General features: G+C 57.3%; 15 protein-coding genes. 4 read left to right on the forward strand and 11 right to left on the reverse strand.

Going from position 1 to position 14000, the window contains the following annotated elements; genetic code table 11:
* Window positions 1–17: 17 nt before the first annotated feature.
* Entirely contained in the window at window positions 18–983 is a 966-nt protein-coding gene (locus AB7M26_RS12680; RefSeq protein ID WP_123494616.1) for a type II secretion system F family protein, read from the forward strand.
* A gap of 726 nt (window positions 984–1709) precedes the next feature.
* Here the strand turns inward: AB7M26_RS12680 and AB7M26_RS12685 are convergent.
* The 7 genes from AB7M26_RS12685 to AB7M26_RS12715 form a co-directional block, all read right to left on the reverse strand.
* Entirely contained in the window at window positions 1710–1979 is a 270-nt protein-coding gene (locus AB7M26_RS12685; protein WP_123494614.1) for a DUF3613 domain-containing protein, read from the reverse strand.
* Between the two features lie 18 nt (window positions 1980–1997).
* Window positions 1998–2708 carry a tetratricopeptide repeat protein gene (locus tag AB7M26_RS12690; RefSeq protein WP_123494613.1) on the reverse strand — a complete coding sequence of 237 codons (711 nt, stop codon included), beginning with the start codon at window positions 2706–2708 and terminating at the stop codon, window positions 1998–2000.
* A gap of 113 nt (window positions 2709–2821) precedes the next feature.
* On the reverse strand, window positions 2822–4051 hold the full coding sequence (locus AB7M26_RS12695) for a type II and III secretion system protein family protein (protein ID WP_038982062.1): 1230 nt from the start codon (window positions 4049–4051) through the stop codon (window positions 2822–2824).
* A gap of 371 nt (window positions 4052–4422) precedes the next feature.
* The gene (locus AB7M26_RS12700) at window positions 4423–4680 is read right to left on the reverse strand and encodes a hypothetical protein (protein ID WP_148050123.1); all 258 of its coding nucleotides are present in this window, start codon (window positions 4678–4680) and stop codon (window positions 4423–4425) included.
* A 113-nt stretch (window positions 4681–4793) separates the two neighbouring features.
* Window positions 4794–5351 (reverse strand): hypothetical protein, encoded by a 558-nt coding sequence (locus tag AB7M26_RS12705; protein WP_123494611.1) that lies wholly within the window; start codon window positions 5349–5351, stop codon window positions 4794–4796.
* Between the two features lie 82 nt (window positions 5352–5433).
* Window positions 5434–6237 (reverse strand): putative hydro-lyase, encoded by an 804-nt coding sequence (locus AB7M26_RS12710; RefSeq protein ID WP_123494610.1) that lies wholly within the window; start codon window positions 6235–6237, stop codon window positions 5434–5436.
* Window positions 6238–6328: 91 nt separating this feature from the next.
* On the reverse strand, window positions 6329–7276 hold the full coding sequence (locus AB7M26_RS12715) for a LysR family transcriptional regulator (RefSeq protein ID WP_123494609.1): 948 nt from the start codon (window positions 7274–7276) through the stop codon (window positions 6329–6331).
* A 276-nt stretch (window positions 7277–7552) separates the two neighbouring features.
* Here AB7M26_RS12715 and AB7M26_RS12720 point away from each other — a divergent pair, with 276 nt between their 5' ends.
* Window positions 7553–8836, forward strand: a complete 1284-nt coding sequence (locus AB7M26_RS12720; RefSeq protein WP_185022051.1) for an MFS transporter — start codon at window positions 7553–7555, stop codon at window positions 8834–8836.
* A gap of 119 nt (window positions 8837–8955) precedes the next feature.
* Entirely contained in the window at window positions 8956–10197 is a 1242-nt protein-coding gene (locus AB7M26_RS12725) for an OprD family porin (protein WP_123494608.1), read from the forward strand.
* Between the two features lie 66 nt (window positions 10198–10263).
* Here the strand turns inward: AB7M26_RS12725 and AB7M26_RS12730 are convergent, their stop codons facing one another.
* The 3 genes from AB7M26_RS12730 to AB7M26_RS12740 form a co-directional block, all read right to left on the reverse strand.
* Window positions 10264–10902, reverse strand: coding sequence for a LysE family translocator (locus tag AB7M26_RS12730; RefSeq protein WP_123494607.1), 639 nt, complete (start codon window positions 10900–10902; stop codon window positions 10264–10266).
* A 1-nt stretch (window position 10903) separates the two neighbouring features.
* A complete protein-coding gene (locus AB7M26_RS12735) occupies window positions 10904–11674 on the reverse strand; it encodes a 2OG-Fe(II) oxygenase (protein WP_008070203.1) in 771 nt (256 codons plus the stop codon).
* A gap of 92 nt (window positions 11675–11766) precedes the next feature.
* Window positions 11767–12393 (reverse strand): alanyl-tRNA editing protein, encoded by a 627-nt coding sequence (locus AB7M26_RS12740; RefSeq protein WP_123494605.1) that lies wholly within the window; start codon window positions 12391–12393, stop codon window positions 11767–11769.
* A 90-nt stretch (window positions 12394–12483) separates the two neighbouring features.
* Between AB7M26_RS12740 and AB7M26_RS12745 the strand changes: the two genes are divergently transcribed.
* A complete protein-coding gene (locus AB7M26_RS12745; protein WP_123494604.1) occupies window positions 12484–13482 on the forward strand; it encodes a LysR family transcriptional regulator in 999 nt (332 codons plus the stop codon).
* Between the two features lie 104 nt (window positions 13483–13586).
* Here AB7M26_RS12745 and AB7M26_RS12750 read toward each other — a convergent pair whose 3' ends face one another.
* Window positions 13587–13994: a PA2817 family protein gene (locus AB7M26_RS12750; protein WP_007905217.1), complete on the reverse strand. Its 408-nt coding sequence runs from the start codon at window positions 13992–13994 to the stop codon at window positions 13587–13589.
* Window positions 13995–14000: the final 6 nt, after the last annotated feature.

Here is a 14000-nt window from a genome sequence, read left to right on the forward strand (position 1 = left end):
ATGTGGAGGTACAGGTCATGGATTTTTTACTCGGGTTGTTCAGTCGAGTAACAGGCAATGAGGAGATGGCACGCCTGTTGTTTATCGGTGCGATGAGTCTGAGTGCAGTGCTCGCGATCATCACCGTGATGCTACTGCTATTGGGGCTGCAGGACCCAGTGCGGCGTCGCCTGGCGCTGATCAAACGCGGTCATTCGGGGAGTTCAGTCGGGCAGGATGCACCGGGAAATCTGCAGTTATTGCTGGAGCGGGTCGGCCAACGCTTTGCCTCGCCTGAGGCGGGTCAGACATCCGCTACACAAACCCTATTGATGCACGCCGGTTACCGCTCACCGTCGGCAATCCAGATGTACTGGGCGGTGCGATTGTTGTTGCCACTGGTATTGGTTGGTCTTGCGTTGTTGGCATTGCCGCTGATCCCCAGGCTTTCTCTGATTACAGGGTTGTTGCTGGTGTTAGCAGCTGCTGCTGTCGGCTGGTTGCTACCTGCGCTGTATATCGGGAAACGCAAGCAGGCGAGGCAGGGCAGACTGCGTGCCGCCTTTCCGGATGCTCTGGACCTGATGGTAGTTTGTGTGGAGTCGGGCCTGGCCCTGCCCACGACCATCGAGCGGGTGGCTGAAGAAATGTCGGTCAGTCAGATTGAGCTAGCTGAAGAGCTAGCTCTGGTCAATGCGCAAATCCGGGCGGGCATTTCCAGTACCGAGGCGCTCAAGCAACTGGCCGTGCGCACCGGTCTTGATGACGTACAAGGGTTGGTCAGTCTGTTGGCGCAGAGTATTCGCTTCGGTACCAGCGTGGCCGATACTTTGCGCATCTATGCCGACGAGTTCCGTGACCGGCGTACGCAGGCCGCCGAAGAGATGGGGGCGAAAATCGGCACCAAGATGATATTCCCTCTGATTTTCTGTTTGTGGCCGAGTTTCTTTCTGGTAGCTATTGGCCCCGCCATGATCGGAGTGTTCAAGGCATTCGGGAAGTAATTAGGTCCTTGCTATTGAACAGGATGGCCTTGCCAACTGAGCCTGATCTGCACTTCCCTTCCATAGGTCCACATTCCTGTAAGAAGCTGCCGCAGGCTGCGATCTTTTGATTTTTCTGGCAGGCAATTCGTTGCCCAGGCCTCTGAAACAAAAGATCGCAGTCTGCGGCAGCTCCTACAGGGATTTGCGTACGTCTGTTCATCACGACCGGGCGCTGATTGTCGCGATATGCTCGGTGACAGGCTGGTCAGGGCGCAAGTAATGGTTGCCAGTCATTCCTTTAAGGAGCAGCGCGGTCAGGCGTAGGAGCTGGCGAAGCCTGCGATCTTTTGATTTTGATGGGCGAGGAATCGCTGAAGCAAAAGATCGCAGCCTGCGGCAGCTCCTACAGGGATTTGCGTACGTCTGTTCATCACGACCGGGCGCTGATTGTCGCGATACGCTCGGTGACAGGCTGGTCAAGGCGCAAGCAATGGTTGCCAGGCATTCCTTTAAGGAGCAGCGCGGTCAGGCGTAGGAGCTGGCGAAGCCTGCGATCTTTTGATTTTGATGGGCGAGGAATCGCTGAAGAGCAAAAGATCGCAGCCTTCGGCAGTTCTTACAGGGTAATCCGGCCAAGCGGGATCATTTGTAGATGCCAATGCTTTCCTGCATACGACGTCTAGCCCGGCTTTGCAGCCAGGCCACTCTGAACGACGCCAGAGGCTGATCACCCCTTGACGTGCCTCAGTTGCTGATGGTCATTTTTCCCGCTGCATCCTGGTCAAAAAACTCCGGAATCGGGTAGTTGAAGCTGTTCAGCCAACGCTGCATGGCCAGGTCACGTTCGGTGGCCGAAGCGGTTTGCAGTTTGGGTGAAGCAACTATCCCGCGAATCTGTAGCTGCATCCACTGCTCGGTGCCTTTTTGCTCCTTCGAAGAGGGACCCGGTTCAATAGCCCAGGCACTGGTGGACAGGCAAGCCATGCACACGATCAACAGCCTCTTGGTATTCATCTCGACTCCTCGTACGTTTTACTTGGTCGCACTGGATGAGGCAGCGGCTACCTCAGTTCTGCGATTCCCCTCGGATGCCACTGCTTTTTTAGCAGAAGCCTTGAGTTTTTCCGCGCGGGTTTGAGCCTCTGCGACTTGCTGAGGGCTTAAGCTGGCGCGGGTCACGAGTTCGGAAGCTGCCTTCCAGTTATCCTGATAGATCAGCAGCGTCACCATATTGATTGCCGCCAGTGAATTGGACTGTTTGAGTTCCATGGCGGTCATGAACTCAAAGCGTGCTTCAGGGATCCGTCGCTGATTGAGGTAGACCACCCCCAGGTCATTGCGCATCCTTTCGTCGGTGGGGGCCATCTTCACCGCGCGCTCAAGGTGAGTGGTAGCGTTGGCGTAATCATTTTTGGCCGCGGCCAACTGGCCCAAGCCATGTTCCCCGTCAGCGGCCATACAGGTGCCGAGCAAGCTTTGATACAACGGCCCCGCCTCGTTACGCCCCATCAAGCGCAGTACCCGAGCCTTGCGCAGGCGAACCTGAACCAGGTTGTCGGGCAAACCTTCAAGATTCGCCAGGCTGGCATACAAACGGCCCTCATTGACCATGTTATCGGCCAAGCTCAGGGCCAGCTCTTGATCCGAAGCGGGCTTGGCACACTCAGCCGGTCGCGACGACAGGCCATTGCTGGCACAACCTGTGAGCATGATTGTCGCCGCTATTGCAATGACTGCTTTCATCGAGTGTCCTCTGGCTACAACACGTTGAACGCCTGGCCAATGGCAATAAAGCTGGCTTGGCAAGCGTTCAAGATCACCGTTACGAGTGAGGTCGAGGCAAGTCTGATTCAGGCTCATTGCGAGAGCCCGGAGCGACTGTCGAAATCGCCATTTTCGAGGAAGAACATGCGGTAGAAGTTCGGGTCGTAATTGCGCAGCTGCTCGCCAGGCAATGATGGTAGTTGTGCATTGGCAGCCAGTGGCTGGACCAGATGCGGAGTAACGATCATCAGCAGTTCACGCTCTTCACGGTTGACGCTGTTGTCGCGGAAGAACGCGCCCAGAATCGGGATATCGCCCAGCCCCGGAAACTTGTTCACCTGGGAACTGTTGCGGGTGCTGATCAGGCCGCTGATGACGAAGCTTTCGCCGTCGGCCAGGGAGATGCTGGTGTCGGTACGTCGAATGGTCAGCGCCGGAACGATGGTGCCGGCGATGCTTACGGCGTTGGTGAAGTCCAGTTCACTGACTTCCGGCGCCACCTTCAGCGCGATACGGTTTTTGCCGATGATGGTCGGCGTCAGGGTCAGGCGAATACCGAATTCCTTGTACTCGATGGACACGTTATCGCTGCCGGAACTGGGCACTGGAATCGGCACTTCACCACCGGCCAGGAAGCTCGCACTCTGCCCGCTGAGCGCTACCAGGCTTGGCCGTGCCAGGGTGTAGGCGAAACCGCTGCCTTCCAGTGCGTTGATCGACACTAGAGTATCGCTGGACGCAAAAGCGAAGTTGAACATGCCGTTGTTCACCGGCACCGAGGGCGTGACAATGCCGCCGACGGTGGGCAAGGTTCTCGGTGAGCCGAACAGGAAGTTGCCTTGGCGGCCAAAAATCGAGGCATTGGCTTCCTTGAGTTTGGTCCGGCTGACTTCAACGAAGCGGATGTCGGTTTGCACCTGGATCGGCAACAGCGGATCTTCGGAAGGCACTGTCGAGACGCTGGTGAGCGCCGCGGTGGCCTTGCCCTTGACGAACACCATGCTTTGGCGCGGCGTTGTCGAACAGGCAGTCCAGACCATCAGGCTGGTGGTCCCCGGCGCCATACCGGTGAGCAAGAAGGCATTGGGGTTGTTGCCGCTGGGTTGCACGTCGGCGATTTTCGGATCGCCGACTGCCAGCTGTGTCACCGGGACGGGGACGCGCAGTTCATTCTGAAGCCCCTGACCGACCTCAAACGTTGTCGGCATATTATCCAGTTGCGAACAATTGGCCGGCGCGGCCTGAGCCGCATTCACGCTGAGGCCCGTCCAGAACAGACCATGGATAATTCGCTTGAAAGCGGGCACGGTACGATAGCTCATTAAGTGCATCCTCGCTGAATAGCCATCTTTGAGGCAAAACCAGGTTGCCTCGGATCACTACAAGGGGCCTTGGTCGGCCCTCTACCCCGCCAGACCCCTGACTAATGGCCCCGGCAATATTCCGTGGTGCTACATGCAAGCAACTGCAATACGCTGTTCTGACGGAACAACGAGCGACCTTCGCTATAACGGTTTTTAGTGATCCAGATGCCAGGGCTGTCAACCCGAACGATATACGCAGGCTCGACAGCAGCAGCTAAAGACGGCACTTTGCGCCGACCTGACTCCCCTAAAAAGCAACCGGCAATTAACGCACTGAGCCGGAAAACGCTTGTCAGGATCATAGTGAGGTAACTCCTTTTGCCAATCCGCTATCTGATCGCTGAACCTAACGTGGCATTTCGAACCGTTATGTCTTCTTCTTGTTTGAAAGGTAGTTCAACCAAGGCAAAGCGCCATGCTTTGAACGAAAACTTTCGATACAGATGTTGGTTTTTTTTCTGAAAAGCACGGCTAGGCCACGCAATCATTGGTATTGCGCTGGATGCTGATGAAATAAGGGGTGCTTTACGGTCCTGCGAGTTTTTCTTTGGGTTTTGCGCTGCATATTTCACAAAAACGCCACTCATTGAGTGGCGTCTTTTCAGGTGTGCCGGTTTGTACTTTTCGGATGCTGACCAAACCTAACAATGGCGTCTGAGGGGATATTACAAGGAAGCTGAATACGACTGATTGTGTAGCTCTACACCTGCGAAGTGCAGGTTGGCGTATTGGCCGTAAGGTACTGGATCACCTCTTCAAGCGTGTCTATATCAGGAGCATTGCTCACTAAGGCTTGCGAACTGCACCATGGGTAATCCAGATGCGATACCCACTCCATGATGCAGTGCAGATCAGTCGCTGGCAGGGTTTTCATGTGCTCAATGGTGATAGTGAGCCTCTCGACAAGCCTCGACTCGGGGCTGAACTGCCACTCATACAGACCGCAACCGACTCGGCCTTCGCCGCAGCTCTTGTCGGACATGCCGACCAGCCATTTGCACTGGAATGTTTTTGCCTGCGGTTCTGGTGGGAGTCCCAGGCAAAAGGTATAGACGTTTTCGAAAGTCTGGCCGAATCGCCTGACGAGTACATCGCCGATAGATCCGAGGCCTTCAACGTGGGGTGGAAACGAGATAGATCCGGTGTGCACGACCATGTCCAGTATCGCGTCTGGCGCAAAGGCCTGGCGTAACAAATATGGGCGATTACTGTCCTTGGCTTTTATGTACTGTTGAATCGATTGTTGAGCAGTGTTCATTGTTTGTCCGTCGAATCCCTATCAGGTTGAGAACATCCTTATCCGAGGCTCACGTTACTATGCCACGCGAGCCCGCCCTCATTTACAAAGCGCTATTCCACACATCCGTTACCAGCATGCAGCCGGGAGCATGGGTGATGCACAGCGGTGGACGTGAAGTTTGCACCACCGATTGCGGGGTCACACCGCAGGCCCAGAATACCGGGATTTCGTCGGCTTCGACTGACACGGCATCGCCGTAGTCCGGGCTGCTTAGTGAATCGATGCCGATCAGCGCCGGATCACCGATGTGCACCGGTGCGCCGTGGACGTTGGGCATGCGTGCGGTGATCTGGATCGCCTGGATCGCCGCGGCGGCCTTCATCGGGCGCATGCTCACTACCAGCTTGCCGCTCAGGCGAGCGGTAGGGCGGGTGTCTATGTTCGTCCGGTACATGGCGACATTGCGCCCCAGATCGATGTGCCTGAGGGCGATGCCGGCATCCAGCAGCGGTTGTTCGAAGGAGAACGAGCAACCGATGGCGAAGGCCACCAGATCGTCCTGCCACAAATGTCCGATATCCGACGGTTCTTCGCTCAGTTCGCCATGGCGATAGACCCTGTATCGGGACACCTCGTGACGAATATCAATGGCTGTGCCGAGATTGCGAAAATACGGATCACCGGGGTCGGTAACGTCGAGCACCGGGCAAGCCTGCCGATTGAGTGTGCAATACCGCAGAAACTCGTTAGCCCAATCGTTGGGCAGAATCACGATATTGGCTTGCACCCGACCTTGGGCCAAGCCGCTGGTGTGGCCCTGATATTGTCCGGCAGCGATGCATTGGCGCAGGGCCGGTGGAACGCTGTGCTTCAGTTGTTCGAACGACAGGGTGGGTTGGCTCATCACGGCATCTCTTCAGGTTCGATGACCCTTTTTAGAAAACCATGACGATGCCGTCCAACCAGGAATGTTGTTACCCCCCGACAACTAAAAGTTATTCAAGGGACCGTCGGCTGTTGAGACCGGGTGCCGGAACCATTCGAAGCGGGCCGACATCCGCAGCGTATTGGGAGACTACCTGGCGGCTCATGTCGACGATGCTCTCGATCAACTCCAGGCCGACGCCGGCGCGCCATGAAGCCACGACATCCAGCTGCGGCAAGCTTGTACCTGGTTCCAGCTGAATCAGCTCACCGCTGGCCAAGGGCTTGGCCACCAGCGCGGCCGGCAAGGCGCCAATACCGAATCCGTCACGAATCAGCCGGGTCATGGCCGACACCGAGTTGACGCAACTGACGCGTGGCGTACTGATGCCGTGGGCGTGCAGCAGGTTGAGTACATCCTGATGCGGCCGGGAGTTTTTGACGAAGGTGATGATGCGTTCACTGGCCATTTCGGCCAGTGAGGCATAGGGGCGGGCATAGATTGAGTTACTGGCGGCGATCCAGTGCATGGGATAGTGCGCCAGTTCGAGATTGCGCACACTTTCGTGGCGGATCAGGTCCGTCTGGAACACGATGTCCAGATAGCCCTTTTGCAGCTGATCGCACAGATTGCGTGCGGCGTCGGCCGTGATCTCGATTTCCACGGCGGGGAAGGTCTGCATCAAGGTCGACATCAACGGGCTGAGCCAAGTGTGGATCACCGTATCCATCACACCGATGCGCACCAGGCCCTGTTGCGGGTTGGTGTTATCCAGTGAGTGTTTCAACGCTCGCTGAACCTCGAGCATCTGCTCGGCGTAGTCGAGCACCTTGAGGCCTTCCAGCGTTAGCGATACCCCGCGCGAATCGCGCACAAACAAACGCAGGCCCAACTCTTCTTCCAGCGAGGCAATCCGGCTGGAAATAGCCGCCTGAGTGCTGAACATTTTCTCTGCGGTGAGGCTGAAGCTTTGCAGGCGTGCGACCCAGACGAAGGTTTCGAGAAATTTGAGGTTCATGGCAGTTCTCGTGGTGGGGCGTTCACTGTTTTTCCACAGAGAACCGTGGTGGGGGTGCAGTAATTGTTACTCCAGAGTTCGTCGCCGGGGGTATCAAATTTTCTTATGCATAACCTCGTTTTTTTCCCGTTTGACGCAGTTTGGCCTTGGCGCGAAGAATCCGCTCCACGACGCAGCCACTGCGTCTGCCCCCCCACGACAACGCCTTCACAAAAAAATAATGAGGCGTGTCCGTCATCTTCGCTTGCTGCCGCAGGAACTCCCATGGAAAAGACCATGACTGACCACGTGCTTTCAGGTTCGGGCCGCACCGGCCCGTTCAGTTGGTACGGCCCCCTGTCGAAAAATGAAAAGCGTACCTTCTGGAGTTGCAAGATCGGCTATGCCCTGGATGGCATGGACACACAGATGCTCAGTTTCGTCATTCCGACCCTGATCGCAACCTGGGGCATCTCCAAGGGCGATGCCGGGATGATTGGCACTTGTACGCTGCTGGCCTCGGCAGCGGGTGGCTGGATCGCCGGAATACTGTCCGACCGCATCGGTCGGGTGCGCACCTTGCAACTGACGGTGCTGTGGTTCGCCTTCTTCACTTTCCTCTGCGGACTGGCACAAAACTACGAGCAACTACTGGTGGCCCGGACCCTGATGGGCTTTGGTTTCGGTGGTGAATGGACAGCGGGTGCGGTGCTGATTGGCGAGGTGATTCGCTCCAAGGATCGCGGCAAGGCAGTGGGCATGGTGCAGGCCGGATGGGCGCTGGGGTGGGGGCTGACGGCATTGCTCTATGCCGGACTGTTCAGCTTTCTGCCGCCGGAAGAGGCCTGGCGGGCGCTGTTCATGATCGGGTTGGTGCCAGCGCTATTCGTATTGGTAATCCGCCGACTGGTCAAGGAGTCGGACACCTTCGAGCAGGCCTGCATTGAGCGCAAGGCCAAGCCTGAAAAGGATTCGCGTTGGGCCTTCTTTGAAATCTTCGCACCTCGGATGCTCAGTACCACCTTGCGCGCTTCGTTGCTGACCACTGGCGCACTGGGTGGATACTACGCGATCACCACATGGTTGCCGACTTACCTGAAAACCGAGCGCGGCTTGAGCGTACTCGGCACTGGCGGCTATCTGGCGATGGTGATCGTCGGTTCCTACATTGGCTATGTGACCAGTGCATTGCTGACCGATGCCATCGGCCGAAAGAAGAACTTCATCCTGTTTGCCGTCGGCTCCATGGCGATCGTTCTGGCCTACACCCAACTGCCCATCGACAACACCTGGATGCTCTGGCTGGGCTTTCCGTTGGGTTTCTTCGCTTCGGGCATTTTTGCCGGCATGGGCGCTTTTCTGACCGAGTTGTTTCCGACCCGCATGCGCGGTTCGGGCCAGGGCTTTTGCTATAACGCCGGGCGTTCCATTGCGGCGCTGTTTCCGTTGTTCATCGGTGCGCTGAGCGAAACGTTGCCGATTGGTACGGGGATCGGAATCTTCGCTGCCGGTGCCTATGGCGTGGTGATTCTGGCCGCGTTAAGCCTGCCGGAAACCCGCGGTCGCCAACTCGAATCCTGAACCCCGACACGTCTGGGCCATTGTGCCCAGACGTCGCTGATCCATTGCTAATCGACAAACATCGGCCGCGATCGCAACGCCCCCGAGAGGGCTCGCTCGCGTCCGTAACAGGAGCAGGCATGAACTATTCGCTTTCCACCCAACGGTTGTACCTCCTGGTCGGCACATTGCTCGGGTTGAGCTTGCTCGGCGCACCGGCCGCTCAGGCGGATTTCATTACCGACAGTAAAGGCAGCCTGGAAGCACGCAACTTTTACTTCAATCGCGATTTCCGCCAGGACGGCTCGCGAGACAAAGCCGAGGAATGGGCACAGGGTTTTCTGTTGAGGATGGAGTCCGGGTATACCGCTGGCACGCTGGGGTTTGGTCTGGATGCACTGGGCATGGCCGGTTTTAAACTGGACTCCGGCGGCGGCACGGCGGGCACCAATCTGTTGCCGCCGGATTTGTCAGGCGGCTCGCAGGATCGCTATGGCGAGTTGGGCCTGACCGCCAAAGTGCGTTTGTCCAAGAGCACCCTGAAGCTGGGGACGTTGCAGATCAAGGATCCGGTGGTGAACTCCAACGACACTCGCCTGTTGCCGTCAACTTTCAAGGGCGGCCTGGTCAATGTGCAGGAAATCGACCGTTTGAAGCTCACCGCTGGTCAACTCACGCAGATAAATTTTGTCGATTCCACTGACTACCAGGACATGACTGCCAATCGCATCGGCGGGCAAAGCGACAAGTTCCAGTTCGCCGGGGCTGACTATCAATTCCTGCCGAACCTGACAGCGCAGTACCGCTACGGCAAGCTGGACAATATCTACCAGCAAAACTACCTCGGATTGGTGCACCTGCTGGATCTGGGGGCCGGTCAGTCACTCAAGAGCGACGTGCGCTATGCGCGCAGTATTGAAGATGGCAACTTTCGTGACCTCGACAACCAGGCTCTCGGTGCGATGTTTACCTACAGTCGCGACGGCCACGCGCTGGGCTTCGGCTACCAGCGCATGAGCGGCGATGATCCATTTCCGTACATTGGCCGCAGCGATCCGTACCTGGTCAACTTCGTGCAGATCAATGACTTCGCCAATGTTGACGAACACTCCTGGCAAACGCGCTACGACTATAACTTCGCCGCATTGGGTGTGCCGGGGTTGAGCTTTATGACCCGTTATATCTCGGGGGATAACGTGCAGCGCAGTGCTGCGGGTGAAGGCAAGGAATGGGAGCGCGACACCGATATCGCTTACGTGGTGCAGGACGGTACGTTGAAAGGCTTGGGCTTTAAATGGCGCAACGCGTCGGTGCGTTCGAACTTTGGCAATGATCTGGATGAGAATCGCTTGATCGTCAGCTATACCCTGGCGCTTTGGTAAGTGTCTGGGTTATCGAACAAGAAATGATATCGACGGCCCGCCAGTCAGACTGGCGGGCCGATTGTTTTACATCGACAGAATCAACCGGCCAGCGAACAGAATCAGGATCACACCCATGGTTCGTTCGAACCAGTGCCCCATGCGCATGAACAGCAATCGCACCCGGGCGCTGGAAAAGAACAGCGCCACGATCACGAACCACAAGGCGTTCACGAAACACATCCATAGCCCGTATAGCGCCTGAATCTGCAGCGGTGTCGTGGCACTGATGATCGTGGTGAAGATCGCCAGGAAAAACAACGTGGCCTTGGGGTTGGTGGCGTTGGTTAGAAAACCTGTGATGAACGCCTTCAGCAATGTTTGCTCGACCACCGGTTCGTCTGCACCTTTGTCGCCTTCCAGCACAGTTTTGGGTTTGCTACGCAGCAGGCTCACGCCGAGGTACAAAATGTAGGCCCCCCCCACAACCTTGGCCACCGTCAACAACCAGGGTGTGGTGTGCATTAGCGCACCGACGCCGAGCAAGGTGTAAAGCACATGCACGGAAATGCCCGCGCCGATGCCCAGCGCCGTGCAAATCCCCACCAAGCGGCCGAAACGCACGCTTTGGCGGATGGTCACGGCGAAGTCCGGTCCGGGGGCGACCACGGCCAGAAAGTGGATGGTTGCCAGCGCCAGAAACTCGCCCAGGTAATTCGAAAACATCTCAGCTCCAGAAAGTCAGGGGTGAAGCATTGCCGCGATAGCCGACAAAGAAGGAAAGGCTCAATCGCGGATCGTCCACCCCCGGGGTCACCGAGTGCATGCAGCGCGAATTGAACATGATGAAATCACCCGGCTCAGGACGAATCTCCAGGGTCGGAGGGCCAAGCAAGGCCGGGTCGATGCCGTAACTGTCGCCACGCATTTCATCGAACTGGTCCGGAGAAATGTCGTGGTCCCACATCTGCAACGCGCCGCCCTCGGTCGGCATGTTCAGGTAGACGTTGCAGGCGAACTGCGCTTCCAGGCTTCTGGCCTGGAAGCTGTCCGGGGCGTCCTTGGCGAAAATGTCGTGATGGGCGAGGAAGCACACCCCGGGTTTCACGACCCGGGACAGGCCCACATACATCTTGCGGCCATAGAGATTCTCCAGGTGCGCCCCCGCCGGCCAGGACTCGTCGAGCATGCAGCGCAGCGTGTCGACAGGAGAGGAGTAGGGCGCACAACGGCTGCGCAACTCGGCGATATTGCTGGTGGCGCGCTCGAAATAGTCTTCGATCAACAGCGGCTGGTTTTCCGCTTCATAAAACGCCATGCCAATGCGGCCGATACTCGGCGCGTTGATGTAGCCTTCGAAGCCGGGGGCGAGGATCTTGTCGCCGATCTGGATCGCCAGCGGCCCAGGCAACAAGCCCTTGACGCGGATGGCGAGGACTTCTTCATTGGCCAGTTTTTGTATGCACGTCTCATCGAGACGCTCGACGTCAAGCATCATGTCTTTAGGTCCATCTATCGATAGTCAACAGAGCCCGCGAACGCAGACTCCCCCGGCGTCAGGCGATGACGGGGCCGACATCGCCCAAATGTTCAGTCCACGCTGTAGTGGACTGACAGCGTTCCCTTTTTCTGTGAAAGGGAAGCGATCGTGACCGTGCCCAAATCCTTCAGGCTCCGTACATGGGTGCCGCCGCAACCGTAGGCGGGCAGTTCACCGAAACCGATTTCCCGGGCGCCTTCGCGCAACGACGTCAGGCGCGGCAGGTCATGGGCGATCCATTGCTTGATGCCGTGCTGAATCGTCTGCGCATCGACCTCCTGCGCGCTATCAGCCGGCTTGAACTGGACACGTCCTTCATCCGGCCAGTGATGAGCCTTGATCGGCATCCAGCCCATCGCCTGGACGAAGTGACCAATCAGGTGACCCGCCGAATGCATGCGCGTGTTGAACCGGCGGCGTTGCTCGTCGACCCGAATCTGGGTCATGCCGAGTTTTACCGGGTGGTCGACGAAGTGGATGATCCGGTTAGGATCCTGAACCACGCGCATCACCTGGCTTTCGCCGATCCAGCCGGTATCCCAGGGTTGCCCGCCGCCTTGGGGATGAAACAGTGTGGCCCGCAGCACCACAGCGAATTCGTTCTCCTGAGGTGTGCATTCCAGGACTTCCACGTTGGCCTTGAGCTCATCACTATGGAAGAAGAGGCGAAGCGTCATATTCCATGCTCTTATTAAAGTTTCTATTTTTATTATATGAATCGTGGAATTGCGTGATAATCCGTTCAATCATCAAAGGACTGTTGCGCTGTGAGCATAAATCTTCCTCTGCCTCTGCTCGGTGAAATGGCGATTTTCGTCAAGGTTGTCGAGACTGGCAGTTTCTCCGAAGCGGCACGCCAACTAGGTTCTTCACCCTCGGCGGTGAGTCGCAGCATTTCGCGGCTGGAGAAGGCACTCGCCACGCGGCTGCTGCAACGAACCACGCGCAAGCTGCGCCTGAGTGACGGTGGCGAAGAGGTGTTCAAGCGTTGCCAGGAGATGGTCAGCGCGGCGAAGTCGGTGATGGAAATCAGCGGTCAGTTCACCCATGAAGCGGAAGGGCTGGTGCGTGTCAGCGTGCCCAAGGCTGTCGGGCGATTCGTGATTCATCCGCACATGCCCGAATTTCTGCGGCGCTATCCCAAAGTAAATGTGGAGTTGTTGCTCGAGGACCGTCAGGTGGATTTGATCGACGACAACGTCGATCTGGCGATCCGTATTACCGACCGCCCGCCCGCGGGGCTGGTGGGGCGGCAGTTGTTGACCATCGATCATTTACTCTGTGCAACGCCACAGTACCTGGCCGAACACGGCACGCCGACTCATCCCCACGACTTACTCAACCACAGCTGTATCTATCTGGGCGAAACCCCGAGCGATGCGCGCTGGAAATTCAAGAAAGGCAGCAAAGCCGTGACCGTCGGCGTGCGCGGACGTTATGCCGCCAATCACACGGGGGTGCGGTTGGGCGCGGTATTGCAACACATCGGAATCGGCAGCCTGCCGTACTTCACCGCCCGTTATGCGCTGGAACAAGGGCTGATCGTTCAGGTTTTGCCGGACTGGACTTTTCTGGCGTCCTACCACGGAGGCGCCTGGCTGCTGCATTCGCCCACCCGCTATCTACCGCCCAAGTTACGGGTGCTTATCGATTATCTGGTGGAGTGCCTGGAGAAGGAGCCGACCTTGAGCAGGCCGGGCAAGCCGGGTGCGTTGGGCAAGGTCGCGGCAGAGTATGAGTTGCCCGAAAGTGATGGGTTGCTCTGAAGAGCCCTTTCGCGAGCAAGCCCAAACACCACATCACTCGACAATGCCACAAAAAAAGCCCGCATGAATAACCATGCGGGCCTTTGCATTTGCTGACAGTGGAATCAGTGCTTGCTGTCCTGGTTCGACATCGCCAGTAGCTGTTTTTCCTGATTCCAGTCGAATGGTTCGTCGTTCTGTTCGGCTTCGAAGCGACGTTCTTCAAGGGCCTGGTACAGGTCGATTTCATCATCGGGCATGTAATGCAGGCAGTCGCCGGCGAAATACCACAGCAGGTCGCGCGGGACCAGGTGGGCGATTTGCGGATAACGAGTGATCACCTGACACAGAATGTCCTGGCCCAGGTATTGGCTTTCGATCGGGTCGACCGGCAGCAATGCACGCAGTTCATCGAAGCGCTCCAGGAACAAGGCATGGCTTTCTTCGGGAACCTGTTCGGCCTCACCTACGGCGACCAGGATGCTGCGCAGGTGGTCGAGCAAGACGAGATGATCGGCAACGACGTTGGACACGAGATA

This window comes from Pseudomonas sp. F-14 TE3482 (assembly GCF_053629455.1).

Excerpts from the sequence above, each read along its gene's own strand:
- AB7M26_RS12680 (WP_123494616.1), top strand. The coding sequence starts at position 18 with ATGGATTTTTTACTCGGGTTGTTCAGTCGAGTAACAGGCAATGAGGAG.
- AB7M26_RS12685 (WP_123494614.1), bottom strand. The coding sequence starts at position 1,979 with ATGAATACCAAGAGGCTGTTGATCGTGTGCATGGCTTGCCTGTCCACC.
- AB7M26_RS12690 (WP_123494613.1), bottom strand. The coding sequence starts at position 2,708 with ATGAAAGCAGTCATTGCAATAGCGGCGACAATCATGCTCACAGGTTGT.
- AB7M26_RS12695 (WP_038982062.1), bottom strand. The coding sequence starts at position 4,051 with ATGAGCTATCGTACCGTGCCCGCTTTCAAGCGAATTATCCATGGTCTG.
- AB7M26_RS12700 (WP_148050123.1), bottom strand. The coding sequence starts at position 4,680 with ATGAGTGGCGTTTTTGTGAAATATGCAGCGCAAAACCCAAAGAAAAAC.
- AB7M26_RS12705 (WP_123494611.1), bottom strand. The coding sequence starts at position 5,351 with ATGAACACTGCTCAACAATCGATTCAACAGTACATAAAAGCCAAGGAC.
- AB7M26_RS12710 (WP_123494610.1), bottom strand. The coding sequence starts at position 6,237 with ATGAGCCAACCCACCCTGTCGTTCGAACAACTGAAGCACAGCGTTCCA.
- AB7M26_RS12715 (WP_123494609.1), bottom strand. The coding sequence starts at position 7,276 with ATGAACCTCAAATTTCTCGAAACCTTCGTCTGGGTCGCACGCCTGCAA.
- AB7M26_RS12720 (WP_185022051.1), top strand. The coding sequence starts at position 7,553 with ATGACTGACCACGTGCTTTCAGGTTCGGGCCGCACCGGCCCGTTCAGT.
- AB7M26_RS12725 (WP_123494608.1), top strand. The coding sequence starts at position 8,956 with ATGAACTATTCGCTTTCCACCCAACGGTTGTACCTCCTGGTCGGCACA.
- AB7M26_RS12730 (WP_123494607.1), bottom strand. The coding sequence starts at position 10,902 with ATGTTTTCGAATTACCTGGGCGAGTTTCTGGCGCTGGCAACCATCCAC.
- AB7M26_RS12735 (WP_008070203.1), bottom strand. The coding sequence starts at position 11,674 with ATGATGCTTGACGTCGAGCGTCTCGATGAGACGTGCATACAAAAACTG.
- AB7M26_RS12740 (WP_123494605.1), bottom strand. The coding sequence starts at position 12,393 with ATGACGCTTCGCCTCTTCTTCCATAGTGATGAGCTCAAGGCCAACGTG.